Below are 23,052 nucleotides of genomic sequence, written 5' to 3'. Positions count from 1 at the left end.
CCGGATCACTGAGCCGGCTCGGACGCGTCCGAGGGCGGCTCGCCCATGAGAGGACGCCATGTCTGTCACCGCCGCGGCGCTCGATGACGCCCGCATCGCCCGGATGAGCCCGTTGATCTCTCCCGCGCTGCTCCGCCACGAGTTCCCGGTCACCCCCGAGGTCGCCGACGTGGTCGGCCGCGGTCGCGCCGAGGTCGCCGACGTGCTCGACGGGCGCGACGACCGCCTGCTGGTGATCGTCGGCCCCTGCTCGATCCACGACCCGGACGCCGGCCTGGAATACGCCCAACGCCTCGCGAAGGTCGCCGACGAGCTCTCCGGCGAGTTGCGGGTGGTGATGCGCACCTACTTCGAGAAGCCCCGTACCACCGTCGGTTGGAAGGGTCTGATCAACGACCCCGACATGACGGGCGGCTTCGACGTCAACCGCGGCCTGCGGCTCGCTCGCCAGCTCCTGCTGGACGTCTCCGCGCTCGGCCTGCCGGTCGGCTGCGAGTTCCTCGACCCGATCACGCCGCAGTTCATCGCGGACATCGTGAGCTGGGGTTCGATCGGCGCTCGGACGGCGGCGAGCCAGACCCACCGGCAGCTCTGCAGCGGGCTGTCGATGCCGATCGGGATCAAGAACTCGACCTCGGGCGACATCGGCGACGCGGTCGACGGCATCCGGGCCGCGGCGGCCAGCCACGTGTTCATGGGCATCAACCTCGACGGGATCGCCGCCCTGGTCACCACGACCGGCAACCCGGACTGCCACCTGATGCTGCGCGGCGGCGCGAGCGGGCCGAACTACTCGGCGGCGCACGTCTCGGACGCGCTGGCCAAGCTCGGCAAGGCCGGCCTGCCGGAGCGGCTGATGATCGACGCCAGTCACGGCAACAGCGGCAAGGACCACAACCGGCAGCCCGGCGTCGTACGCGACATCGCGGCCCGGCTGGCGGCCGGCGAGCGCGGCATCGCGGGCGTGATGCTGGAGAGCTTCCTGGTGGCCGGCCGGCAGGACCCGGGCGGGTCGGTGCGCGGGCAGTCGGTCACCGACGCCTGCATCGACTGGGACACGACGGCGACGCTGCTGGACGAACTGGCGGGGGCGGTTCGCGCGCGGCGGTGATGTGCGGGCGCGCGCCCCGGTAGGTTTAGTCCCAAATGTCCGGGGCGCGCTTTCCGTACCAACCTGCGCTCGACGGGGTCCGGGCCTTCGCCGTCCTGGCCGTGCTGCTCTTCCACGGCGGAGTGGCCGCGCTGCCCGGCGGGTTCCTCGGCGTCGACGCGTTCTTCGTGCTGTCCGGCTTCCTGATCACGTCGTTGCTGCTCGCCGAGCGGACGGCGACCGGCCGGACCGACCTCGTGGCGTTCTGGGGCCGGCGGGCCCGGCGGCTGCTGCCGGCGCTCCTGCTCGTGCTGGTCACCGTGGTGATCGTGTCGCGCTGGCTGCTGCCGCCGGCCGAGTTGCCGGCGCTGCGGCTCGACTCGCTGGCCGCGGTGGCCTACGTCGCCAACTGGCGCATGATGGCCCGCGACGGCGACTACTTCGCGGCGACCGGGGCCCCCTCCCCACTCGCGCACACCTGGTCGCTCGGCATCGAGGAGCAGTTCTACCTCGTCTGGCCGCTGGTCTTCCTGGCCGCGGTGGCGATCGCGCGCGGGCGGCGTACCCGGCTGGTCCTGCTCGTCATCTGTCTGGCCGGCGCGGTCGCGTCCGCGCTCGCGTCGGCGCTGCTCTTCACGCCGGCCGACGTGGACCGGGACTACTACGGCACCGACACGCGGGCGGTGACGCTGCTGGTCGGGTGCGGGCTCGCGGTGCTGCTGGTCGGGCGGGTCGGTGTCGCCGGGCGGCACGTGGTGCTCGGCGCGCTGGCGGCCGCCGGCGTCGCCGTGACCGGGCTGCTCTGGACGACCGCGGAAGGCGGCGACGGGTGGCTCTTCCGCGGCGGGCTCACGCTGGTCGCGCTGGCCACCGCCGCGGTGATCGCGCACGCGGTCGTCAGTCCCCGCTCGCCGACCGCCCGGGTGCTGGCGCTGGCGCCGCTGGTGGCGGTCGGGCGGATCTCGTACGGGCTCTATCTCTGGCACTGGCCCCTGTTCGGCTGGCTCACCGCCGACCGCACCGGGCTGGCCGGCCTGCCGCTGCTGGGCGTGCGGCTCGCGGCGGTCTTCCTCGTCGCGACCGCCTCCTACGTGCTGGTCGAGCGGCCGGTGCGGACGGCCCGCTGGACGCGGCGGCGGCCCCGCCTCGGCGCGGCCGCCGGGGTGACCGCCGCGCTGGCCACCGCCCTGGCCGCGGTGCTGCTGACCGTGCCGCCGCCGGCCCGGCCGGCACCGCGGATCGCCTTCGACGAGGCTCGGCCCGGGCCGAGCGCCTCCGCGCGGCCGCCGATCCACCGCCCGGGACGCACCCCCGGCGCACTCCCGCGGATCGCCGTCATGGGTGACTCCGTGTCATGGTCGCTCGGCACGTACCTGCCCAGGCAGGACAAGCTCCAGGTGTTCGCGCGCGGCGTGCCCGGCTGCGGGATCGCCCGGCTGCCGGAGATCGTGTACGTCGGCGCGCCGCACCCGAACTATCCCGGCTGCGACACGTGGGACCAGCGCTGGCGGCGCGACATCGGCACCGACGACCCGGACGTCGCCGTGATCCTGCTGGACCGGTGGGAGCTGATGGACCGCAGGCTCAACGGGCGCTACCAGCACGTCGGCCAGCCGGAGTTCGACGCGTACCTGACCCGCGAGCTCAACCTGGCGATCGATGTCGTCGGCTCCCGCGGTGGTCATGTCGTGGTGCTGACCGCGCCGTACACCCGGCGGGCCGAACGCCCGGACGGCGGCCTGTGGCCCGAGGACGAGCCGGGCCGGGTCGACGCCTGGAACGGGGTGCTGACCACGGTCGCCGGGCAGCGCGGGGCCACCGTGCTCGACCTCAAGGCCATGGTGTGCCCGGGCGGGCGGTTCACCTGGGACGTCGGAGGCGTGCGGATCCGCAGCGACGGCCTGCATTTCACCCCGGAGGGCGTACAACAGGTGATAGCTCCGTGGCTGTTGCCCCGACTCGCCCGGATCGCCACGACGGGCGCATAGTTCGCGTCTCTGCGGGCATGCCTGCTGGATGAAGGCTTTGACATGGCAGGGCACCGCGAAGGTGTCCGTGGAGTCCGTCCCGGATCCGAAGATCCAGGAGCCGACCGACGCGATCGTACGCCTCACCTCGACCGCCATCTGCGGCTCCGACCTGCACCTCTACGACGTCCTCGGCCCCTACCTCGACGCCGGTGACGTGCTCGGGCACGAGCCGATGGGTGTGGTCGAGGAGGTGGGGTCCGGCGTCACGGGGATCGCGCCGGGCGACCGGGTCGTGGTGCCGTTCAACATCTCGTGCGGCACCTGCTGGATGTGCGAGCGCGGCTGGATGGCGCAGTGCGAGACCACCCAGGTCCGCGAGTACGGCAAGGGAGCCGCGCTGTTCGGCTACACCAAGCTGTACGGGCAGGTGCCCGGCGGGCAGGCCGAGTACCTGCGGGTGCCGCAGGCGCAGTTCGGCCCGATCAAGGTGCCGGAGGGGCCGCCGGACGAGCGGTTCCTGTTCCTGTCGGACGTGCTGCCGACCGCGTGGCAGGCCGTGCGCTACGCCGACGTGTCGCCCGGTTCCACCGTCGTCGTGATCGGCCTCGGGCCGATCGGGCAGATGTCGGCGCGGGTCGCCCGGTTCCTCGGCGCGGAGCGCGTGATCGCCGTGGAGAGCGTGCCGGAGCGGATCGCGATGGCGCGACGGCACGGCATCGAGGTGCTGTCACCGTCCGAGGTGGACGACATCCCCGCGGCGGTGCTCGACCTGACCGGCGGCCGGGGCGCCGACGGCGTGATCGACGCGGTCGGGATGGAGGCGGACAGCTCGCCGTTCCAGGAGTTCGCGCAGCGGGCCGCGGGCATGCTGCCGGACTCGTGGGCCCGCTCGGCGATCGAGAAGTTCGGCGTCGACCGGATGGCGGCGTTGAAGACCGCGTTCGACTGCGTACGGCGCGCCGGCACGGTCTCGATCATCGGCGTGTACGGCGGCCAGGCCGACCCGTTCCCGATGCTGGACCTGTTCGACAAGGGCATCACGATCCGGATGGGCCAGGCCCACGTGCGCCGCTGGGTCGACGAGATCATGCCGGCGCTGACCGGCGACGGCGACCCGCTCGGCGTCGAGGACCTGACCACCCACAGGCTGCCGCTCGACGAGGCGGTGCGCGGCTACGACATGTTCAAGAACAAGGAGGACGGCTGCGTGAAGGTGGTCCTCAAGCCGTAGCGCTCGTGACGACCAGCAGCAGGTCGCCGCGCCGAGCCCGGTCGCGCTGGTCGTTCCGCCACGCGATGGTGTCGCAGGCCGCCGAGATCCGGTGGGGTGACCACCTCGGATCTCGGCGGTCGTTGAGCCGGCCCGGCGGCGGGCTGGTGCCGTTACCCGCTGTCCGATGTGGAGCGGGTCGTCGCGGTCCTCCTGCCCGAGGACGCGGGGCTGGCGCTGGTCGGCATCCGCGACCTGATCACGGCGCCGGGCGGGCGGCGTTCTGCGCGCACCGCGACGCGGTCGACGCCCGCTGGAGGCGGGCCGCGACATGCTCGACCACGCGGCCCGCTGCCGTGCCGCACCTTCAGGGCCGCGATCCGCCGAAAAGCCCGTCGAGGTGATACGTGAGGATCGCCTGGGCGGCGGCGCCGTCGCGCTGGCCGCCGAGGACGCTGGAGCCGAGGCCGTTGGTGAGGGCGAGCAGCCCGGCGGCCACGGTGGCGGGGTCGTGCGCGGCGTCGACGTCACCGGCCTCCTGGGCCGACCGGATCTGGTTGGCGAGGAAGCGCTCGAGCAGGTCGGGATAGGTGGCGCCGTGCTGCGCCGCCAGCTTCGGCTCGGCCAGGGCGAGCGCGTAGTAGGCGGCGTACGTGCGGGTGAGCCGGCGGCCCTCGGCGTCCGTCGGGAGGACCGCCGTGAGGGTGCCGGTGACCATGCCGCGCGGGGTCGGCGGTCGCGGGATGTGCCGCTCGACGCGGGCGGAGAGTTCCTCGCCCAGGTAGCCGAGGCCGGCGAGGAGCAGCTCGTCCTTGGTGCGGAAGTAGTACTGCACCAGCCGCAGCGAGACGCCGGCCTCCGCGGCCACCTCGCGCATGCTGGCCGCCTGCAGCCCGCGGGTGTCGGCGATGCGGAGCAGGGCGGCACCGATCTCGCGGCGGCGCTGGTCATAGTCGACGCGCTTGGGCACGGTTTGATGATACGCTCGTATCAAATAAACCGCGGCGAAGGGTGTCGGCGTGGCGATCAGCGAGTTCACCAGCGTCCAGGCCGCGGACACGTTCCGCGCGGGCTACGAACGGTCGTTCTCCCGGTTGTGGCCGGTCCCCTACTCGGCCGTCGACGTGCCGACGGCCTACGGCCCGACCAGGGCGTACCGCTGCGGCCCGTCGACCGGCGTCCCGTTCGTGCTCTTGCCGGGTGCGGGCGGCAACTCCCTGATGTGGCACCGGCACGTGGCCGCGCTCGCCGCCGACCGGCCGGTGATCGCGATCGACCCGGTGGGCGAGCCGGGCGGGTCGGCCCAGCAGCGCCCGATCACCGGCGGGGCGGATCTCGGGGCCTGGCTCCGCGCGGTGCTGTCCACACTGGAGGTGCCGCACGCCCACCTGGTCGGCTGCTCGCCCGGGGGCTGGATCGCGCTCCAGGCCACCGACCGCGCCGCCTCGATCTCGTTGCTCGACCCCGCCGGCCTCGGCCGGGTCACGCCCGCCTTTCTCGCCTGGGTCGTCGCCGGAGGGCTGGCGGCGCTCACACCGCGCGGAGTCCGGCACCGCCTGGCGGGCCCGCTGCGCAACGCGACCCTGCGCGACGACAAGCTGATGCCGCTGCTGCGCGCGAGCATGCGGTTCCGCCGCCGCCTGCCGGTGCCGCCGCCGCTGACCGACGAGATGGTGCGCGCGCTGCACGGCGTACCGCTGCTGGTCCTGCTCGGTGCCCGCAGCCAGCTCTACGCCGCGGAGGCGGTCGCGACACGGCTACGCTCGCTCGTGCCGACGGCGCGGGTCGAGGTGGTCGCGGGCGCGGGGCACGACCTGCCGGTGCACTCCCCCGGCGTGGTGGTCGACCGCATCCGCACGTTCACCGCGGGCGTGAGCTAATTGGCGTCAGTGGTTCGCCGCCGCCCGCTCGGCGTCGGACCGCGTCAGGCAGAACTCGTTGCCGGCGGGGTCGAGCAGCACGACCCAGCCGGTGCCGTCGGCGTTGCGGTAGTCGCCGTCGATCCGGGCACCGGCCGCCACGACCCGCTCGACCTCGGCGTCGCGGTCGCGATCGGCGGGCTGGAGGCAGACGTGCACCCGGTTCTTCACGATCTTGGCTTCCGGCACGGCCTGGAAGTAGAGCCGCGGGCCGTCGGGAGGGTCGATCGCGACCTCCTCGTCGCCGGGGCGGAACTCCGGGTCGAGCGGGTGACCGATGACGTCGCACCAGAACAGCGCGAGAGCGTACGGGTCCGGGCAGTCGAACGAAACGTTCCTCACAAACGACACCATGGCGGGTCAGCCTAAGCCTCCTGGGCTGGTCACGCCCGCCGAGGGGCGGGTCCCGCGCCTGGGCTCCGTCGCGCGCCTTCGCTCCGTCGCACGCCTTGGCTCCGTCGCGGTCCGCGGCCTGTTCGGCGGGTGCCAGGCCGACCACGACCACCGTCAGCGCGACCGCCCCGCCCGATGAACAGTGACTCGGGGACGAACAGCAACAACGGCGCGGCGCAGGAAAGCGACCCGTCGACGGCCTCGCCCAAAACGGTGCTGCTGCTCGACGCGGCCTCGTTCGGGTTCAGCGCGGTGCTGGTACTTCTGCTGGTGCAGCCGGCCCGACGCGCCTCATGAACCCCGATGGGACGTCTCACGATGACGACGATGGTCATCGCCGCACTCGTGACCGCGACGGACCCGTCGCCGATGCCGGGTAGCGGCGGTGGGGCGCGCCCGCCTGGCTCCCGCCGGCCCTACCGCGGTGAGGTGCCGGCCGCCTGCGGTGTCGAGCGGGTCAGCCAGGGGGCCAGGATTGGCAGGACCGTCTCCGCGCGCATGGCGCTCATGTGGTCGGCGCCGGGGACGATGGTGACCGTCCAGCCCGACGCTTCCAGCTCCGCGCGGTGCGCGGTCAGGGCCTCGCCGATCGCGACGTAGGCGTCACCCCACTTCGGGCTGTAGGTGATGTTGTCGTCGGCGCCGGCGAAGGCCAGTCGGGGAACGGTCAGCCGGGCCAGGGCCGACCGCTCGTCGAAGCCGCGCAGTGACTCATAGAGCGTGACGAACTGCCGGGCCCGCTCCGGACTGATCGTGACCTCGGCCGCGTCCCAGTCACCGGGCTCGGCCGAGGCGACGCTCGCGTCGTCCGTGCTGTTCGGGTTCTGGCCCGCAGTGCCGTCGCTCGGGGTGGGTGACAACAACCGGGCCGTCGGCGCGCTTTCGGGCTCGACCCGCGTCCGGCGCTCATTTGCCATCGCCATCGCGTAGGTGGCGTTCGTGACCGTGAGCATCGCGTCGGAGGGGCCGCCGAGCGGTGGGTAGCCGCCCATCGCCAGCGCGGTGAGCCGGTCGGTGCGCAGCGCGAGCTGCAGGCCGGACAGGGCCAGCCACGAGTAGCCGTAGTAGGCGAAGCGCTCGGCCCCCGCCGCGTCCGCGACGGCCAGCAGGTCGGCCGCGACGGTGTCGGGTGTCAGGGTGTCGGGCTTGGGGTGGTCGGCCAGGTGGCCCTCGTAGTCGGCGGAGACCACCCGGAAGCCGGCCTCGACCAGGCCCGTGACCAGGTTGTGCCCGAGCGCCGGATCGGCACCCCAGGCGCGCAACCTTTCCGCGGCCTCGCCCTCGATCGGGGTGGTGCTGACGGGGATCAGAACGGTCGGCCCGGCACCGCGGACTGTCACGTCGATCGTCGTGCCGTCGTGCGTGCGTGCGGTCGTCATGGAAACACTATACACTGTAAGGACTATGCCGACGGACATCGACGCCCACATCCGCCGCCTCTGGCGGCACCGCGGCAGCACGCTGCCCACCCCGCGCCGCGGACCGGCGCAGCAACTCGACCTCGACGAGATCCTGGCCGTCGGCATCGCCCTGGCCGACGCCGACGGCCTGGCCGCGGTCTCCACCCGCGCGATCGCGACGCGCCTGGGCCGCACGGCGATGGCGCTCTACCCGTACGTGGGCACGAAGGAGCACCTCCTCGCCCTGATGCAGGACCAGGCGAGCGCGCTGCCGTCCTGGATGGACCCGCCGGACTCCCTGGCCGAGGCGCTGCTGGCCTGGTCAGCCAGGTTGTTCGACCTCTACGTGGCGCACCCGTGGCTGGCCGAGCGCCCGTGGGCGGAGGCGAGCCAGGGCCCCAACGAACGGGACTGGCTGGAACGCCTGGCCGCGATTCTCGCGGCGTGGTCGGTGCCGACCGACCGCCGCACGACCGCGATCACGATGCTCTACGCGACGGTCCGCGCCACGGCGGCGACGACCGCCGACTACGACCGCATGTCAAACGCGGGCGCGGCCGAGTGGCTCGCCCGCGCGAGGGCGATCCAGGCACACGTCCCGGACCTGCGCGACCGCTACCCGCACTCGACCAGCCTCGCGCCGCCCACGCCGAACTGGCAGGAGAACCCCCGAGCTGCCCTGACCTCAGCTGTGCACCTCCTCACCGCCGGCCTCCGCACGTAGGGTGGCCAGGTGTCCGATGTAGCCGTCCTGCTCGCCTTGGCCGCCGCGTTCGTCGCGGTGCTGGGCGCGCTGGCATGGCTCGCGGCCCGAGTCCGCCGACGCGGCATCGGCGGCGGGTTGCTCGGCCCGATGGACGAGGTCTACAACCCGGGCGCGCACCGCTCCCGCCTGGAGATCCAGCTGCACGAGCAACGCACCACCCCACCCCGCGACGACCCACCGCGTCCCCCGACGTAGCCGGGGACCCATCGAGCTCCACACCTTTCTCCGCGCCGAGCTCCCCAGCCCGACGGCTCGCCCTGGGCCGCGAGGCCGAAACGTGTCCGACCACGGAGCCGGCCCAACCGCCCCGAGACACGGCACGGCATCCGCGCCGCGGCGACGAGGATGCCCACGGCTATTCCAGGCTCAGCCAGGAACGCTCGCCCGCCTGGCCCCACGAAGCCGAGACCTGTCCGACCACGGAGCCGGCCCAACCGCCCCGAGACACGGCACGGCATCCGGCCGGCGCGGGGCGGCCGGCGCCCGCCATTCCAGGCTCGTCAACCAGGAACGCGTCGCCCGCCTCGGCCGACAAGCCGAACGTGTCCTACCAACTGACATCGAGCCGACGGCGGCACCGGCGGGCCGTCCCAGGCGAACTTCGTGTCGCCGAGCGTGGACGGGACGCGGCGTCGGCGCCCGGCACCCCCGCGCCCGGGTCGGGCGAGGACGCCAGCGCCGCTGCGGCGCCTGCGCCCGCGCAACCGACACCCGGCATCCGCGCCGCGGCGGCGACTGAGCTCTCGGTTATTCCGGGCTCGTCAGGCAGAAAGGCTTGCCCGCCGGGTCTGTGAAGACCCGGAACGTGTCCGAGCCCGCCGGTAGTCGGGTCGCCCCCGCCGCCACCGCTGCCCGCTCCCCCGCGTCCAGGTCCTCGACCTGCACATCGAAGTGGAACTGCTGCGGATAGGCCGGATCCGGCCAACGCGGCGCCGCATAGTCGGCCACCTGTTGGAACAGCACCGGGTGGTCGCCGTCTTCGCCGATCATCGCGATGCCGTCGCCCGTGTAGGTCACGGGCTTGCCGAGTAACTCCACGTAGAACGCGCTCAGCAACGACGCGTCCGGGCAGTCGAGCATCACGCCCGCCAGCGTTGTTTCGGGGTCGTCGGCCTTCAGGCACAGGTCGAACGGGTGACCCGCCGGGTCGGCGATCGTCAGCCAGGACTCGTTGCGGCGCAGGAGGGTGCCGCCGAGAGCGACCGCGCGGGCCAGGCCCGCCTCGAGGTCGGGCACCCGCAGGTCGAGGTGGGCCTGCTGCGGGCGCTCCTGCCCGGGCCACGACGGCGGCCGGTGGTCGGGCGCCGCCTGCAGGTCGATCCGCCACCCGTCGGGCGTCACCAGCGTGAGCCACTCCGGGCTGGACCAGGTCTCCTTCCACCCGGCCAGACCCTGGTAGAACGCCGACAGCCCGGCGATGTCGGCGGCGTCCACGACCACCGACTCCAGCTTTCCGATCATCATCGACTCCCTCGTCACGGCGATGAGATGAGATGACAAGCATCGTGCCCGAGGGGTACGACAGGAATCAGCCTCCCCCGATCGTGTCCGCGACCCGGCGCAGGCCCTCGGGCGTACGCAGGTAGGCCGCGAACCGCACCCGCAGCGCGTCCGTCGACGGCCCCGGCGCCAGCAGTTCCGCCTGTTCCCGTGCCGACGCCAGCACCCGTTGCGCGAAGGGTCGCCGGGCCTCGTCGTAGCCGGACACGTCATCGCGGGCCAGCCGTCCCGCCAGTTCGACCGCGTCGAACAGCCCGAGGTTCAGCGCCGGTCCGCCGAAACCGGCGACGACGTGCGCGGCGTCGCCGGCCAGCAGCACCCGACCGGCGCGGTACGACGACGCGATCCTGTTCTGCCGGGACGTCGCACGCCGCAGGACGTAGGGCCCACCCGACGCGGGTGGCGACCCGAGCAGGACCGGCGACCCCAGGACCCGCGCCAGGCTCTCCCGCAGCTCACCCACCGTCATCGGCGCCGTCTCGTCATGACCCGCACCCCACTCCAGCGTCGTGACCAGATGCGGCCCGCCGCCGAACCGCGCGAACGAGAACACGCCGCCCGCCGTCCGATGGAACAGATACGGCCGGTACGGCACGCCCGGCGCCCGCAGCAGTCCCCGCACCCGGGTCAGCGCGCGCCGCGGCAGCACCACGTGCGCACTCCGCGTCACCACCCCGTCGTCGGACGACCCGTCGAACGAGATCCCCGCCGCCTTCCGCACGAAGCTGTGCGCCCCGTCGCAGCCCACCACGTACGAACCGCGCAGGGTGTACGCCCCGGACGGCCCCTCGACGGACACCTCGATCCCGGCGGGGTCAGCGACCAGCCCGCCGACGGTGTGCCCCCGCCGCACCGGCACGCCCACCGCCAGCACCTCCTCGAGCCGCCGCTGCGGCACGGGCAGCACCCACACCGGGTTGTCCCGCAACCGGCGCAGGTCCAGCGCGAAGCCCCCGTACATGAACCGCGGCGCCGGCCGCGCGCCGGGAAAGAGCGGCCGCAGCAGCGGCACCGCACGCCCGACGATCCCGTTGGCCTTCGGCAGCTCGCTGGGCCGGGCGAGCGCCTCCAGCACCACGTGCGGAACGCCGAGCCGGGCCAGCTCGCGCGCCACCATCAACCCGACCGGCCCGGCCCCGACGATCACGACAGGATCCATCCGTCAACCGTAGTTGACAACGCCGGAAAACGTCAACCAAGGTTGACAACGAGAATCAAGAAGCGCAAGCGACCTTCCACAGATGACCGTCAGGGTCGGCGAAATAGCCGAAATACCCCGCCCCACTCCGCCGCGGCCGCCGGCTTCACCACCGAACCCCGACCCCTCGGGCGACACGCCCGCCTCGGCGGCGGCCGCCGCCACGTCACGAACCCTTCCGCCCGTGGCCGGGACGTCGACGTCAGAACGGATTGCCCGCCGTCAGGCGGAGGGTGAAGCTCGACTCGTCGCGCGAGAACGCCACGTAGTTGCACGACTGGTGGGTGATCCACAGGCCCAGACCGCCGGTCGCGCTGTCGCGTGAGGGCAGCAGGCCCGCGAACGGGTCGGTCGGCCCCGACCCACCGTCGGTCACCGCCACCACGACCCGGTCGAACCCGGACCAGTAGCGCACCAGCACCGGCGGCACGCCGTGCCGCAGCGCGTTGGTCACCACCTCGCTGACCGCGATCACCAACTCCTCGATCTCGTCGAGCGGCAACCCGGGATCCACGGCCCGCACCGCGTGCCGGGCCTCCGCCGCCGTCGGCGAGACGAGCGTGATCAGCGGCGGACCCTCCTGCAACGGGTCCAACGCGACCGGCGGCCAGGCGGACAGGAACGACGCCGGCGCCGCGTACGACGGGCTGAGCGAGTGCTGCCCGTCGGCGTGCAGGGTCCGGGGGTGGGTCCGCGCGACGTCGCCCAGCACGGCGGAGGGCGTGATCCGGGTGTCGTACGCGCACAGGCTCCACAACGGGAACTCGTCGTACGCCTGGTTGATCGCCGCCTCGTACCGCGCCCACCAGTTCCAGGTGGCGCCCAGCGACGGCCGCGGGATCTCCCCGACGATCCGGATCTGCCCGGCACCGTCGGCGACGTGCCCCGCGAGCAGCTCGCGGTAGGCCCGGATGGCTGCCGCCGGCCGCGCGTACACGCTGCCACCGGTCAGGAACGACACCCCGCCGCGGGCGGCGGCGGGCAACGCGCGACGGACCAGGTCGGCCTTCTCGGGGCCGAAGGAGACGACCGTCGGCTCCTTCTCGTCGACGCCGCCGACCAGGAACGGCAGCACGACGGCCAGCAACTCGTCGTCGCTGTCGTAGTAGACGGCCTCGTGGAAGTAGCCGACGTGCTCGGCGGCCGCACCGCTGCGGGTCATCGCGCCTCCACCCGCAGGCCCGGGACCTGCAGCAGGTCGACGAGCCGCGCCGCCGCCGGCAGTGGGGTGCGCAGCACGGCCGTCGCGCCGCGGCCGCGGGCGTAGGAGGCGAGCTGCAGCAGTGACCGGTGGTCGACGAAGTCGAGGCCGCTCGCCTCGACGAACAGCTCGCCCTCGACCAGCGCGGGCGAGACCCGGTCGAGCGCCCGGACCAGCGCCGCGGCGCCGGTCACGTCGAGCTCCCCGGAGATCGCCAGGTCGCCGGTGCCGGCCGCGGCGTGCACGCGGAACGGCACCTCGGGCACGTTGTGCCACGGGTGCAGGCAGGCCAGCTCCGCCAGGACGGCCGGGTCGACCACGCGGCGGTCGTAGCCGCACAGGCCGGAGATCGGATGCTGGGCGATGAAACGGTCGATCAGGTGCTCGTAGTCACCGAAGGCGGCGGACCGGACGAGCGGCGTCACCTCGCCCACCACCTGCAGCCCGCTGTGGCCGGCGGCGAGCGCGTCCGCGAGCGCCCCGGCCCAGTAGTCGACCTGCGCCGCGGGGTCGATGACGTCGTAGACGTCGGGCAGCGACTCGGCCCGGACGCCGTCGAGGTCGGGCAGGCCGTCACCGACGAGCCGGACCTGCGCGCCCGCCGCGCGGCCGTCGGCCAGGAAGGCCCGGGCCCGCGTCAGGAACTCGTCAAGATCGGCATAGGCGAAGCACAGGTGCCGCCCGGCGGGGTTCGGCCGGGCGGCCGGTGCCTCAGCCGCGCGCATCCGGACAGAGTACGCCGTCGCAGCCCCGGGCACCTGACGGCGGGTGGCGGCACCGAACGCTCAGCCGGCGGCCACCTCATGGTCAGCCACCCGGACCCCCGTTGATCATCTTCTATTCATCGAACACCGTCAGTGTGCTGCGCATGACGAGGCTCAGCCGACGCATCTTCGTCCTCGGTGGACTGGCCACTGTGGGCACGACGATCGTCCCCCTGTCGAGCGCCCGCGCGGCGTCGCCGTATCCCTTCAAGCTCGGTGTCGCCAGCGGCGAACCCGCTGCCGACAGCGTGGTCCTGTGGACCCGCCTGGCGCCCACCCCGCTCAACGCCGACGGCCAGGGCGGCATGCCCAACGCCGACGTGACGGTCGAATGGCAGGTGTCCACAACAGACACATTCAGCTCACTGGTCGCCCAGGGCGCGGTCACCGCGCGTTACTCCGACGCCCACTCGGTGCACGTGGTCGCCGGGGGCCTCGCGGCGGACGCCGACTACTACTACCGGTTCCGCGCCCAGGGCCACATCTCGCCGGTCGGCCGTACCCGCACCGCCCCCGCCACCAGCACTGTCGGTCGCGACTTCACGATGGCGTTCGCGTCCTGCGCCCACTACGAGAGCGGCTACTACACCGCCTACCGGCGGCTGGCCGAGGACCGGCCCGACCTCGTGCTGCACCTCGGCGACTACATCTACGAGGGTGGCGTCGGCAGCGGCGTACGCCAGCACGTCGGCGCCGAGATCGTCAGCCTGGCCGACTACCGCCGGCGGTACGCGCTCTACAAGTCGGACCCCGACCTGCAGGCCGCCCACCAGGCCGCGCCCTGGCTGGTCGTGCCGGACGACCACGAGGTCGAGAACAACTACGCGGGTACGGTGCGGGAGAACAACACCCCGGCGCTGACCGCGGCGCAGTGGACCGCCCGGCGCGGCGCCGCCTACAAGGCGTACTACGAGAACATGCCGTTGCGTCCGGCCAGCGCGCCCAGCGGCAACAGCATCCCGCTCTACCGCCGCGTGCGCTGGGGCCAGCTCGCCACGTTCCACATGCTCGACACCCGCCAGTTCCGCGACGACCAGGCCTGCGGCGACGGCAGCAAGGTGTGCGCCGACGCCGACCTGGCCAGCCGCAGCATCACCGGCGCGGCCCAGGAGGCCTGGCTCCTCGACGGGCTCGGGCAGAAGCTGGGCACCTGGGACATCATCGGCCAGCAGGTGTTCTTCGCCCGCCAGTTCACCTCGACCGGCGCGGCGAGCATGGACGCCTGGGACGGCTACCGGGCGTCCCGGTCGCGGATCCAGGCCGGCTGGCAGCAGCGCGGGGTCCGCAACCCCGTCGTCCTCACCGGTGACGTGCACCGCGCGTGGGCCAACGACCTCAAGGCCGACTACGCCAACCCGAACTCCGCGACGATCGGCACCGAGCTCGTCTGCACCTCGATCACGTCGAGCGGCAACGGCTCGGGCACGACGACGATCCCGAACGTCGCCACGAACCCGCACCTCAAGTTCCACCAGGACCGCCGCGGATACACCCGGACCACCATCACGCGTACGCAGATCCGGGCGGACTTCCGCAGCCTCGCCAGCGTCACCGAGCACGGTGCCGCGATCACCACCGCCCGCTCGTTCGCCATCCTCGACGGCCGCCCCGGCCTGCAAGCGTTGTAGGAGAAGAGAAGTTGCTGCTGCCAATCCTCGCGGCCCTGCTCGCCGTGCCCGCGGGCGTCACCGTCTCCACCGCCAACAGCGTCGCCACCGGTGACCAGGACGCCGCCGCGGTCGCCACCAACCGCAACGGCGACGTCGCCGTCGTCTGGGAGGACGACCGGGCCGAGTCCAACCCGGGCGACAACGCCAACTCCGAGATCTACGTGCGGCTGTTCCGCAACGGGACCAGCGCGTACGAGAAGAAGCTCTCCGCCGGCGGCACCGCCGGTGTGCCGTGGAAGCACGTCAACCCGGACGTCGGCCTGGACGACCGGGGCAACGCGGTCGTCGTCTGGAACGACGAGCCGGACGGCAACGGCGTCTACAACGTGGTCTACCGGGTGATCTCGCCGGCCGGGACGATCCTCGGCCGGGGTCAGGTCAACGCGAGCGCGGCCGGCCAGCAGCTCACGCCGAAGGTCGCGGTCGACCCGGACGGCACGCCGGGCACGCCGTCCGCGGTGGCCTTCTCCGTCGTCTGGGAGGACGTCCAGGGGACGGTCACGACGGTCAGGGCGGCGGGCTACACCAACGTCGCGACCAAGGTGTACGAGGTGGTGGCCAGCCAGTCGACCGGGGCGCACCACGCGCCGGACATCGCCGTGTCCGCGTCGGGCGACGCGACGATCGTCTGGGACGAGGACAGCGACGGCAACGGCTTCTTCCAGATCGGGCTGGTCAAGCTCGCGAAGGGCAACGGCGCGGTGACGCTGTCCCGCCGGGCGGCCAACATCACCGGTGGTGGCCAGCAGCGGCGGCCGGCGGTCGCGGCCAACTTCAACGGCGACTTCGTGGTGGCCTGGCAGTCCGACCACACGGGAACGCCCGGGATCTGGTCGCGTTCGTTCGCCGCGAACGGCGACCCGCGGCACGGCGAAGTCGAGGTGACCGCCGCGGCCGGTGCGGCGGCACCGACCGTGGGCATCGACGACCAGGCCGACGCGGTGGTCGGCTGGACGCAGCAGGGTCTCGACGTCTGGGCCCGCGGGTTCAACCCGGACGGTACGACGGAGGGCCGGCTCGCGGCACAGACCTACAGCACCGTCACAACCGGTCGACAGGACCAGCTCAACCTCGCGGTCTCACCGTGGGGTGAGATCGTCGCCGCCTTCACGGACGACAACGACGGCAACCTGTACGACCAGGTCTACCTCGCCCAGGGTGGGAACAACTCCACCTGGTGACCCACGCAGGGGTGCCTGGACCCGTGCGGTCCAGGCACCCCTGTTGCGCGTCAGAAGAGGAGGCCGCCGATACCGGTCAGCAGGCCGCCGACGATGCCGACAACGCCACCAAGAGCCCCACCAAGCAGGTCGAAGAGCGACATTGGAAACCCCGTTCGTTCGATGCGAAGAAACCGGAAAGGGCGCGCGCCACAGCCTTTCGGTTACTGACTGCACGGTCACCGTAACAGTGAGCGACGGCGAACGCCCCAAACTTCACATTCGACACACAGGTTTTCTCCGGATGCGCTACTTCAGGAAGTCCTTGATCGCCGCGTTGCACTCGTCGGCGTGGGTCCACGGGATGCTGTGCGGCGCGCCCTCCAGGGGCACCAGCTTGAGGTTCTTCATCAGCGGCGGAAGCCGCTTGCCGGTGGCCTCGAACGGCAGCACCTGGTCGGCGGTGCCCTGGACGGCCAGCACCGGCACGTCGATCCGCCCGACGTCCTCGCGGAAGTCCGCGCCCCACGCGTCCACACACTCGTAGGTGGCGATCGGGGACGCGGTGATCCCGACGTTCCAGTGGGCGTTCCAGGCCTCCTGCGAGAGGCGGTTGCCCAGCGTGTCCTTGACGTTGAAGAACAGGTCGAAGAACTGCTTGATCCAGAGCGGCCGGTCCTTCGCGGCGAGGTCCTTGATGCCCTGGAAGACCGAGTAGTCGACGCCCTCCGGGTTGTCGTCGGTCTTGAAGAGCTTGGGCGCCAACGGGCTGAGCAGCACGCCGCTTCGCGCCCGGCCGGTCGTGGCGTTGTACCGGGCCAGGTAGCGGGTGACCTCGCCGGTGCCCATCGAGTGCCCGACCAGCACCGCGTCGCGCAGGTCGAGCGTCTCCATCAGGATGTTGAAGTCCGACGTGAGAGTGTCGTAGTCGTAGCCACCCCCCGGCTGCGAGGACTTGCCGAACCCGCGCCGGTCGTACGTGATGATCCGGTACTTCCCGCGGAGCGGCGCGATGATCTTCTCCCAGGACTGCCCGCTCAGCGGGTAGCCGTGGATGAGCACGACCGGCGTACCCGCGCCGTGATCCTCGTAGTAGATCTGGATCGGCTCTGTATTTTCCTGACCCACGGTCACGTACGGCATGTTGCGGACCCCCGTCCAGTCGAAACCGGTCCCATTCGTCGTGGAAACCGGCCTCAGTCAACGCTGCCGACGACGGGGCGCGCTACGCATCACCCGAATATGTGAGCTACGAGTCGCCGAGGGTGTCGAGGAGGGTGAGCGATGGCACGAAGAAGAGGCTGCCGGTGACCGCGCGGGAGAAGTCGAGAATCCGGTCGTAGTTGCCGGTGGGATCGCCGATGAACATGTTGCGGAGCATCTGCTCGATGACGGTGGGGCTGGCCGCGTACCCGATGAAGTAGGTGCCGAACTCCCCCGCCGCCGGGCTGCCGAACGGCATGTTGTCCCGCATGATCTTGATCTCGTTGCCGTCCGCGTCCTTGATCGTGGTGAGCATCCGGTGCGCGGACGACGGCGTCACCTCGTCCGGCATCTCCACATTGGACAGCTTGTCGCGCCCGATCACCCGGTTCTGCGCCTCGACCGGCAGCCTGTTCCAGGCGTCGAGGTCGTGCAGGTACTTCTGGACCACGAGATAGCTGCCGCCGGCGAAGTCCGGGTCCTCGGCGCCGATCAGCGCGGCCTTGGCCGAGGCGTCGCCGGTCGGGTTCTCGGTGCCGTCGACGAAGCCCAGCAGGTCGCGGAAGTCGAAGAAGCGGAAGCCCTGGGTCTCGTCGACGGGGGTGGCCGCGCCCGAGAGCCGGGTCAGGATCTGGGTGGCCAGCTCGAAGCAGAGGTCCGGCCGGCCGGCGCGGATGTGGAACACGACGTCGCCGGGCGTCGAGGGCGCCTCGTGCTTCTCGCCCCGGATGGCCGGGAGCTTGTGCAGCCGGCGCGGTGCCGGCGAGTCGAAGATCCGGCTCCAGGCGGCCGCGCCGAACCCGACCACGCAGGACAGCTGCGCGTCCAGGTCACGGAAGCCCACCGAGCGCACCAGACCCGACAGGTCGCCGCAGAGGTCACGCGTACGGGACGCGGCCTCGTCGCCGTCGTGGACGGTGACGACCAGCACCAGTGCGGCCCGGCTGAGCGGCGCGAGCACCGCCTGCGGCTCGATCATGGGGCCAAACGTATATCAGTCCACGGCGCGGTCGAGCTCCGTCCAGCTCGCGTTCAGGGTGACCAGGGCGCCGTCGCCCGTACCGGCGACGTGGTCGATCTGCTCGCCGCTGACGTACACGTCGTTCTCGAACTGCTCGCCCCGGTCGATCAGCAGGTAGCCGGTGGCCATGTGGAGCTCGGCCGGCCCGGCGGGCAGCTCGGGGCGGATGTCGGTGCCCGGCTGCTGGACGGCGCCGACGACGCCGACCGCGACGCCGGTCGCGTCGCGGACCTCCATGCCGGGCGAGACCTGGGCGATGGCGGGCGGTTCCTCGGTGATCATGCGTACAGGATTCCCCGCTCGCGGGTGGCCAAAACCACGGTGGCCGCCGTCGGGCCACGGCGGCCACCCTCGGCAATGCCTCCGGGGTTTCTGTCGGGGCAATGACAATTGCCACTGCCGCAACCCCATGGTGTGCGATTGACTTGCGTACGTCAGCATCCATACTGGACATCGGACGACGTGGTTTACCGGCCACCAATCCACGTGCAATCCTTGTTGGTTCGGATTCGCTCCGCCGGCGAATGAATTAACAGGTTCTTTTCACGCGACAAGTGATTCACCCGGAACGACCACCCGCGCCACCCGACCGAGGGAGCCCGATGGCCGACGATTCCGCGCGAACCACGTCCCAGACCCAGGTCGCCGCCACGCTCGCCCGCTGCCCCCTGTTCCGCGGGTTGCCGGCCGACGCCCTGGCCGCGCTGTCCGCGCACGTGACCCCGTTTCCGATGCCGATCGGCACGATTCTCTGGCACCAGGGCGACGACCCGGTCGACCTGGTGGTGGTGCACGGCGGGCTGGTCTGCGAGTTCCAGCCGAGCCGTTCCGGGCGCCGCTCGGTGCTGCATCTCAAAGGGCCGCCGCAGGCGGTCGGGGAAATCGCCGTATTCGACCGGCGCCCGCACCTGGCATCCGTGGAAGTACTCCGGGAAAGCGTCATTCTCGCGATTCCCGCCGAACCGGTGGTCGCACTCGCGGCGGCGTCGACCCACCTCACGCACAACGTCGTGCTGCAATTCGGCGCGCAGGTCCGCGCCCTCGCCGAACAGCGAGCCGATTTCATGGTTCTCGACCTGGCCCGCCGGGTGGCGAAGGCGCTGCTGCGGCTGGCCCGCCACACCGACCCGATGACCGTCGACATCGGGGTCACGGTGCTGGCCAACCTGGCCGGCGGCGCCCGCCAGTCGGTCAGCGCCGTGCTCTCCCGCCTCGAACGACGCGGCTGGCTCGTCCTCGAGCCGGGCCGCATCCTGCTCCTCGACGTGCCGGCGCTGCACCGCTACGCGGGCCTCGACCCGGTCGACACGCCCGTCGATCCGCGCGACAAGGTCCCGCCGCTGGCGGGATGATGCGGGGCATGTCGACCTTCCTGCTGACCTGGAACCCCAAGGCCTGGCCGGAAGCCGACTACGCGGCGGCGGTGGCGGCCACGGCGGCCGGGCGGGCCGTCGCCCGGCGCTGGGGCATCGGCCAGCGGCGGTCGGGCATCGCCGCCGGCGACCGCGCGTTCCTGGTGCGGCTGGTGCGCGACCGCGGCATCGTCGGCGCGGGCCGGTTCACCGGCGACGTCCACACCGAGGAGCACGGCGGCCGGCTGCGCGCCTACGCCGAGGTCGAGTTCGAGTCGCTGCTCCCCCTCGCCGACCGCCTGCCGCCGCACGAGCTCAAGGCCCGGGTCCCGGGCGTGGCCTGGGACCATCTCCAGGGCAGCGGCATCCAGGTCCGCCCGCCGCACGACCGGGCGCTCGAGGACCTCTGGACCGGCCACGTGCCGGCCTGACGGCTGGACATCGACCGGGCCGCCCGCGACGATGGTGGGCGTGCGCGGCACGGTGACCTTCGATCGCGTCCGGCACCTCGTCCGCGTACCCGTGCGGCTGGGTGGTGATCCCTACCGGTTTCTCGTGGACACCGGCATCGGCGTCACGGTGGTGGCGGCCGCGGTGGCGGCCCGCCCCGACGTCCGGCCGACCGGCGCGTCTTTCTCGGGTCAGCGCATGTCCGGCCAGTGGATCAGCGCCGACCTGGTCCGGCTGCCGCCGCTCGACCTCGCCGGCCACGCGGTCGACGGGCACGTGGCGGCGGTGGCGGACCTCGGCGACGTCGACGGCCCGCACGGGTTCGCCGGGATCATCGGGTTGGGGTTCTTCGAGAACCAGGTCGTGACGACCGACCCGCGGGCGATGACGCTGGCCGTGCGCCCGGCCGAGGGCTTCGGCGAGCAGGGGGCCGAGATCCCGCTCGACGTGCGGCGGCACGGACCGTCGGTGGATCCGTTCACCACCCTCGTCCTGCCGAGCGGCCGCGAGGTGGTGGTGGAGGTCGACACGGGGTCCGACGACCTGATCCTGGACACCCGTTTCCTCGCGGACTGCGGCGTCGGCCCCGACGACGCCGGCGTCGTCACGAAGACCGGTGTCGACGAGACCGGATACCGCTGGACCCGGCGGTGGGCGACGGCCGCGGGAGCGGTGCACCTGGCCGCGGCGCCGTCGACGGCGCGGGCGCGGCCGCGTGTCCTGTTCCAGGACATCGTTCACGACGGGCTCGTCGGCACCGACTACCTGGACCGGTACCGGCTGCACGTCGACGTCACCGGAGCGCGGATGGTCCTGAGCCCGCACGCGGCGGCAGGCGCGGGCGGCTAGGCGCCGACCGCCGGGTGGCGGCGGGCGTAGCGGACCTGCCAGATCGCGACGCCGACCAGGATCAGGGCGAGCCAGCGTGCCTCCAGCGGCCCGCCGAACGCGCCGAGCAGCGCCGCCGCCACCGTGGCGGGCAGGGCGCGGCCGAACAGCCAGGCCCGGGGCGCGCCGGCCACCGCGCCCACCACCGTCGTGCTCAGGAAATAGAGGGCCAGGCCGCCGCAGAGGACCCAGCGGGCCGCGACGGGCAGCGGGTCGGCCGGGTCGTCGGCGAGCATGCCGAGGCCGGCCGCCACGCTGGTGATGGCCATCGTCATCGTGAAGTGCGCCGGCAGCGCCAGCCACGCCTCGATGCGCTGCTCGCCGAACCGCGGGACGGCCAGCGCGCCGTACTCCAGGGTCAGCCACCACAGGCAGACCAGCAGGCCGAAGCCGGCGAGCGCGGCCACGAAGAGCGGCCTCGTCCAGTCCACCTCGGACGCCGCCAGCACCACCTGGGCCACCGCCTCGCCCAGCACGATGATGACGAACAGGCCGAGCCGCTCGCCGAAGTGGGCCGCGTCGAGCCGGGCGGGCACGATCCGCACCGACCGGGCCCGGCGCGACGTCGAGCGGCGCATCCGGGCCAGCATCTCCCGCGCCCGGCCGCCCTGGACCGCCGAGATGACGATGTCGAGCACGACGCCCGCGGTCCACAGCCAGTAGCGGGCCGGCGGCTCCACCCAGATGGACACCACCCACGGGACGAAGCCCGCGCCGGCCTGCGCGGCGGGCCAGCTGAACAGCATCTGGCCCGTCCGCCGCCAGGAGATCATGCCCAGCCAGCGGCACAACACGTACGCGATCGCGAACGCCTCGCCCCGGTCGCCGGCGGCCTCCGGGATCGCGGCGGCCATCACCGCGATGCCGAACATCGCCACGAGCATCGCCCGCGTACGCGTCTTCGTGGCGGCGACGTTCGCGTACAATGTGAAGCTCGTCCACACGCTCCAGACGGCGTAGAACAGCACCACGAACAGGCCCGCGTCGCGCAGGCCGACCTCGCCCTCGATCAGGTGCGCGAGTTGCGCCACGGCCACGACCACGACGAGGTCGAAGAAGAGCTCCAGCCAGGACGCGTGGCGCTCCGCCGCGGTGGGCGGCGCCGGCGTCATCAGGGCAGGATCGCGTCGACGTAACCACCGTCGACGCGCAGCGCCCCGCCGGTCGTCGCCGACGCCTGCGACGAGCTGAGATAAACCACCATGTTCGCGATCTCCTCCGGCTCGATCAGCCGCTGGATCAGCGACTGCGGCCGATGATCGCGCATGAACTGCCGCTGCGCCTCGTCCCACGGGAGGTCGCGCGGCACCAACTGGTAGACGAACTCCTCCACACCGCCGGTGTGCGTGGGGCCGGCGATGACGGTGTTGACGGTGACGCCACTGCCGGCCGCCGCCTTGGCGAAGCCGCGCGACACCCCGAGCAGGGCCGTCTTCGTCATCCCGTAGTGGATCATCTCGGCCGGGATGACCACGGCCGAGTCGCTGGCGATGAACTGCGTCCGGCCCCAGCCGCGGTCCATCATGCCGGGCAGGTAGTGCCTGGTCAGCCGGATGCCGGCGAGCACGTTGGTCTCGAAGTAGCGCTGCCACTCAGCCTCGGTGATCTCGAGCGGCGGGCGGGCCTCGAAGATGCCGAGGTTGTTGACCAGGATGTCGACGTCGGGCTCCCGCTCGAGCACCGCGTCGGCGCCGGCGGCCAGGTCGACCGCGATGCCGCTCGCGTCGGCGCCGGACGCGCGCAGCCGGTCCGCGGCCGCGCTCACCCGCGCCTCGTCGCGCCCGGTCAGCACGACCCGGGCTCCGGCGGCGGCGAGCCCGGTGGCGATCGCCAGCCCGATCCCCGAGGACGAACCGGTCACGAGTGCCGTCTTGCCTGACAGGTCGATGCGCATATG

Annotated in this window: 24 protein-coding genes; 12 read left to right on the top strand and 12 right to left on the bottom strand. The window is 72.4% G+C overall.

Translation table 11 applies throughout. The features are described from left to right. The first annotated feature begins 58 nt into the window (after nucleotides 1-58). Genes Asi02nite_RS28060 through Asi02nite_RS28050 form a run of 3 tightly spaced genes read left to right on the top strand, consistent with a single transcriptional unit; the run spans nucleotide 59 to nucleotide 4,291 of the window. A complete protein-coding gene (locus Asi02nite_RS28060; protein WP_203716926.1) occupies nucleotides 59-1,111 on the top strand; it encodes a 3-deoxy-7-phosphoheptulonate synthase in 1,053 nt (350 codons plus the stop codon). Nucleotides 1,112-1,146: 35 nt separating this feature from the next. Continuing rightward, nucleotides 1,147-3,078 carry an acyltransferase family protein gene (locus Asi02nite_RS28055; RefSeq protein ID WP_203716925.1) on the top strand — a complete coding sequence of 644 codons (1,932 nt, stop codon included), beginning with the start codon at nucleotides 1,147-1,149 and terminating at the stop codon, nucleotides 3,076-3,078. 28 nt (nucleotides 3,079-3,106) lie between these two features. Then, nucleotides 3,107-4,291 (top strand): zinc-dependent alcohol dehydrogenase, encoded by a 1,185-nt coding sequence (locus tag Asi02nite_RS28050; RefSeq protein WP_203716924.1) that lies wholly within the window; start codon nucleotides 3,107-3,109, stop codon nucleotides 4,289-4,291. Nucleotides 4,292-4,637: 346 nt separating this feature from the next. Here the strand turns inward: Asi02nite_RS28050 and Asi02nite_RS28045 are convergent, their stop codons facing one another. After that, on the bottom strand, nucleotides 4,638-5,240 hold the full coding sequence (locus Asi02nite_RS28045; RefSeq protein ID WP_203716923.1) for a TetR/AcrR family transcriptional regulator: 603 nt from the start codon (nucleotides 5,238-5,240) through the stop codon (nucleotides 4,638-4,640). Between the two features lie 49 nt (nucleotides 5,241-5,289). Here Asi02nite_RS28045 and Asi02nite_RS28040 point away from each other — a divergent pair, with 49 nt between their 5' ends. Then, complete coding sequence (locus Asi02nite_RS28040) at nucleotides 5,290-6,150, top strand: alpha/beta fold hydrolase (RefSeq protein ID WP_203716922.1); 861 nt, start codon at nucleotides 5,290-5,292, stop codon at nucleotides 6,148-6,150. 6 nt (nucleotides 6,151-6,156) lie between these two features. Here Asi02nite_RS28040 and Asi02nite_RS28035 read toward each other — a convergent pair whose 3' ends face one another. After that, a complete protein-coding gene (locus Asi02nite_RS28035) occupies nucleotides 6,157-6,543 on the bottom strand; it encodes a VOC family protein (protein WP_203716921.1) in 387 nt (128 codons plus the stop codon). A 174-nt stretch (nucleotides 6,544-6,717) separates the two neighbouring features. Between Asi02nite_RS28035 and Asi02nite_RS28030 the strand changes: the two genes are divergently transcribed. Beyond that, the gene (locus Asi02nite_RS28030; protein WP_203716920.1) at nucleotides 6,718-6,879 is read left to right on the top strand and encodes a hypothetical protein; all 162 of its coding nucleotides are present in this window, start codon (nucleotides 6,718-6,720) and stop codon (nucleotides 6,877-6,879) included. Nucleotides 6,880-6,998: 119 nt separating this feature from the next. Here Asi02nite_RS28030 and Asi02nite_RS28025 read toward each other — a convergent pair whose 3' ends face one another. Beyond that, entirely contained in the window at nucleotides 6,999-7,961 is a 963-nt protein-coding gene (locus Asi02nite_RS28025; protein WP_203716919.1) for an alpha/beta fold hydrolase, read from the bottom strand. A 25-nt stretch (nucleotides 7,962-7,986) separates the two neighbouring features. On the opposite strand from Asi02nite_RS28025, the gene Asi02nite_RS28020 reads away from it, so the two are divergent. Then, nucleotides 7,987-8,706, top strand: a complete 720-nt coding sequence (locus Asi02nite_RS28020; protein WP_203716918.1) for a TetR/AcrR family transcriptional regulator — start codon at nucleotides 7,987-7,989, stop codon at nucleotides 8,704-8,706. Nucleotides 8,707-8,715: 9 nt separating this feature from the next. After that, complete coding sequence (locus tag Asi02nite_RS28015; RefSeq protein WP_203716917.1) at nucleotides 8,716-8,943, top strand: hypothetical protein; 228 nt, start codon at nucleotides 8,716-8,718, stop codon at nucleotides 8,941-8,943. 552 nt (nucleotides 8,944-9,495) lie between these two features. On the opposite strand, the gene Asi02nite_RS28010 is transcribed toward Asi02nite_RS28015, so the two are convergent. The 4 genes from Asi02nite_RS28010 to Asi02nite_RS27995 form a co-directional block, all read right to left on the bottom strand. Further along, a complete protein-coding gene (locus Asi02nite_RS28010; protein WP_203716916.1) occupies nucleotides 9,496-10,209 on the bottom strand; it encodes a VOC family protein in 714 nt (237 codons plus the stop codon). Between the two features lie 67 nt (nucleotides 10,210-10,276). Beyond that, nucleotides 10,277-11,407 carry an FAD-dependent monooxygenase gene (locus tag Asi02nite_RS28005; protein ID WP_203716915.1) on the bottom strand — a complete coding sequence of 377 codons (1,131 nt, stop codon included), beginning with the start codon at nucleotides 11,405-11,407 and terminating at the stop codon, nucleotides 10,277-10,279. A gap of 241 nt (nucleotides 11,408-11,648) precedes the next feature. Further along, on the bottom strand, nucleotides 11,649-12,608 hold the full coding sequence (locus tag Asi02nite_RS28000) for an anti-sigma factor RsbA family regulatory protein (protein WP_203716914.1): 960 nt from the start codon (nucleotides 12,606-12,608) through the stop codon (nucleotides 11,649-11,651). Further along, on the bottom strand, nucleotides 12,605-13,372 hold the full coding sequence (locus tag Asi02nite_RS27995; RefSeq protein ID WP_203716913.1) for an MEDS and STAS domain-containing protein: 768 nt from the start codon (nucleotides 13,370-13,372) through the stop codon (nucleotides 12,605-12,607). The genes Asi02nite_RS28000 and Asi02nite_RS27995 overlap by 4 nt, the downstream gene beginning before the upstream one ends. A gap of 143 nt (nucleotides 13,373-13,515) precedes the next feature. Here Asi02nite_RS27995 and Asi02nite_RS27990 point away from each other — a divergent pair, with 143 nt between their 5' ends. Continuing rightward, entirely contained in the window at nucleotides 13,516-15,039 is a 1,524-nt protein-coding gene (locus Asi02nite_RS27990; RefSeq protein ID WP_203716912.1) for an alkaline phosphatase D family protein, read from the top strand. An 11-nt stretch (nucleotides 15,040-15,050) separates the two neighbouring features. Beyond that, nucleotides 15,051-16,262 carry a hypothetical protein gene (locus Asi02nite_RS27985; RefSeq protein ID WP_239127171.1) on the top strand — a complete coding sequence of 404 codons (1,212 nt, stop codon included), beginning with the start codon at nucleotides 15,051-15,053 and terminating at the stop codon, nucleotides 16,260-16,262. A gap of 288 nt (nucleotides 16,263-16,550) precedes the next feature. On the opposite strand, the gene Asi02nite_RS27980 is transcribed toward Asi02nite_RS27985, so the two are convergent. From Asi02nite_RS27980 to Asi02nite_RS27970, 3 genes are all read right to left on the bottom strand, one after another. After that, nucleotides 16,551-17,384 carry an alpha/beta fold hydrolase gene (locus Asi02nite_RS27980; RefSeq protein ID WP_203716911.1) on the bottom strand — a complete coding sequence of 278 codons (834 nt, stop codon included), beginning with the start codon at nucleotides 17,382-17,384 and terminating at the stop codon, nucleotides 16,551-16,553. A 106-nt stretch (nucleotides 17,385-17,490) separates the two neighbouring features. Beyond that, nucleotides 17,491-18,423: a Dyp-type peroxidase gene (locus tag Asi02nite_RS27975; RefSeq protein ID WP_239127169.1), complete on the bottom strand. Its 933-nt coding sequence runs from the start codon at nucleotides 18,421-18,423 to the stop codon at nucleotides 17,491-17,493. Nucleotides 18,424-18,438: 15 nt separating this feature from the next. Further along, on the bottom strand, nucleotides 18,439-18,747 hold the full coding sequence (locus tag Asi02nite_RS27970; RefSeq protein ID WP_203716910.1) for a hypothetical protein: 309 nt from the start codon (nucleotides 18,745-18,747) through the stop codon (nucleotides 18,439-18,441). 320 nt (nucleotides 18,748-19,067) lie between these two features. Between Asi02nite_RS27970 and Asi02nite_RS27965 the strand changes: the two genes are divergently transcribed. From Asi02nite_RS27965 to Asi02nite_RS27955, 3 genes are read left to right on the top strand one after another with little or no spacing between them, the layout of a single operon-like run. Further along, complete coding sequence (locus Asi02nite_RS27965) at nucleotides 19,068-19,817, top strand: Crp/Fnr family transcriptional regulator (protein WP_203716909.1); 750 nt, start codon at nucleotides 19,068-19,070, stop codon at nucleotides 19,815-19,817. An 8-nt stretch (nucleotides 19,818-19,825) separates the two neighbouring features. Then, entirely contained in the window at nucleotides 19,826-20,248 is a 423-nt protein-coding gene (locus tag Asi02nite_RS27960; protein WP_203716908.1) for a hypothetical protein, read from the top strand. 40 nt (nucleotides 20,249-20,288) lie between these two features. Next, nucleotides 20,289-21,116 (top strand): retropepsin-like aspartic protease, encoded by an 828-nt coding sequence (locus Asi02nite_RS27955; protein WP_203716907.1) that lies wholly within the window; start codon nucleotides 20,289-20,291, stop codon nucleotides 21,114-21,116. On the opposite strand, the gene Asi02nite_RS27950 is transcribed toward Asi02nite_RS27955, so the two are convergent. Both Asi02nite_RS27950 and Asi02nite_RS27945 read right to left on the bottom strand, forming a co-directional pair. Continuing rightward, the gene (locus Asi02nite_RS27950; protein WP_203716906.1) at nucleotides 21,113-22,267 is read right to left on the bottom strand and encodes a low temperature requirement protein A; all 1,155 of its coding nucleotides are present in this window, start codon (nucleotides 22,265-22,267) and stop codon (nucleotides 21,113-21,115) included. The genes Asi02nite_RS27955 and Asi02nite_RS27950 overlap by 4 nt on opposite strands. After that, nucleotides 22,267-23,049 carry an SDR family NAD(P)-dependent oxidoreductase gene (locus tag Asi02nite_RS27945; RefSeq protein ID WP_203716905.1) on the bottom strand — a complete coding sequence of 261 codons (783 nt, stop codon included), beginning with the start codon at nucleotides 23,047-23,049 and terminating at the stop codon, nucleotides 22,267-22,269. Before Asi02nite_RS27945 ends, Asi02nite_RS27950 begins: the two co-directional genes overlap by 1 nt. Nucleotides 23,050-23,052 lie beyond the last annotated feature (3 nt).

This window comes from Asanoa siamensis, from assembly GCF_016862555.1.
GTDB classification, from domain to species: Bacteria; Actinomycetota; Actinomycetes; order Mycobacteriales; family Micromonosporaceae; genus Asanoa; species Asanoa siamensis.
Note: the sequence above shows the minus strand (reverse complement) of the source record. Positions and strands in the feature narration are given on the sequence as shown.

Excerpts from the sequence above, each read along its gene's own strand:
- Asi02nite_RS28060 (WP_203716926.1), top strand. The coding sequence starts at position 59 with ATGTCTGTCACCGCCGCGGCGCTCGATGACGCCCGCATCGCCCGGATG.
- Asi02nite_RS28055 (WP_203716925.1), top strand. The coding sequence starts at position 1,147 with ATGTCCGGGGCGCGCTTTCCGTACCAACCTGCGCTCGACGGGGTCCGG.
- Asi02nite_RS28050 (WP_203716924.1), top strand. The coding sequence starts at position 3,107 with ATGAAGGCTTTGACATGGCAGGGCACCGCGAAGGTGTCCGTGGAGTCC.
- Asi02nite_RS28035 (WP_203716921.1), bottom strand. The coding sequence starts at position 6,543 with ATGGTGTCGTTTGTGAGGAACGTTTCGTTCGACTGCCCGGACCCGTAC.
- Asi02nite_RS28030 (WP_203716920.1), top strand. The coding sequence starts at position 6,718 with ATGAACAGTGACTCGGGGACGAACAGCAACAACGGCGCGGCGCAGGAA.
- Asi02nite_RS28025 (WP_203716919.1), bottom strand. The coding sequence starts at position 7,961 with ATGACGACCGCACGCACGCACGACGGCACGACGATCGACGTGACAGTC.
- Asi02nite_RS28020 (WP_203716918.1), top strand. The coding sequence starts at position 7,987 with ATGCCGACGGACATCGACGCCCACATCCGCCGCCTCTGGCGGCACCGC.
- Asi02nite_RS28010 (WP_203716916.1), bottom strand. The coding sequence starts at position 10,209 with ATGATCGGAAAGCTGGAGTCGGTGGTCGTGGACGCCGCCGACATCGCC.
- Asi02nite_RS28005 (WP_203716915.1), bottom strand. The coding sequence starts at position 11,407 with ATGGATCCTGTCGTGATCGTCGGGGCCGGGCCGGTCGGGTTGATGGTG.
- Asi02nite_RS28000 (WP_203716914.1), bottom strand. The coding sequence starts at position 12,608 with ATGACCCGCAGCGGTGCGGCCGCCGAGCACGTCGGCTACTTCCACGAG.
- Asi02nite_RS27995 (WP_203716913.1), bottom strand. The coding sequence starts at position 13,372 with ATGCGCGCGGCTGAGGCACCGGCCGCCCGGCCGAACCCCGCCGGGCGG.
- Asi02nite_RS27990 (WP_203716912.1), top strand. The coding sequence starts at position 13,516 with ATGACGAGGCTCAGCCGACGCATCTTCGTCCTCGGTGGACTGGCCACT.
- Asi02nite_RS27980 (WP_203716911.1), bottom strand. The coding sequence starts at position 17,384 with ATGCCGTACGTGACCGTGGGTCAGGAAAATACAGAGCCGATCCAGATC.
- Asi02nite_RS27975 (WP_239127169.1), bottom strand. The coding sequence starts at position 18,423 with ATGATCGAGCCGCAGGCGGTGCTCGCGCCGCTCAGCCGGGCCGCACTG.
- Asi02nite_RS27970 (WP_203716910.1), bottom strand. The coding sequence starts at position 18,747 with ATGATCACCGAGGAACCGCCCGCCATCGCCCAGGTCTCGCCCGGCATG.
- Asi02nite_RS27965 (WP_203716909.1), top strand. The coding sequence starts at position 19,068 with ATGGCCGACGATTCCGCGCGAACCACGTCCCAGACCCAGGTCGCCGCC.
- Asi02nite_RS27960 (WP_203716908.1), top strand. The coding sequence starts at position 19,826 with ATGTCGACCTTCCTGCTGACCTGGAACCCCAAGGCCTGGCCGGAAGCC.
- Asi02nite_RS27950 (WP_203716906.1), bottom strand. The coding sequence starts at position 22,267 with ATGACGCCGGCGCCGCCCACCGCGGCGGAGCGCCACGCGTCCTGGCTG.
- Asi02nite_RS27945 (WP_203716905.1), bottom strand. The coding sequence starts at position 23,049 with ATGCGCATCGACCTGTCAGGCAAGACGGCACTCGTGACCGGTTCGTCC.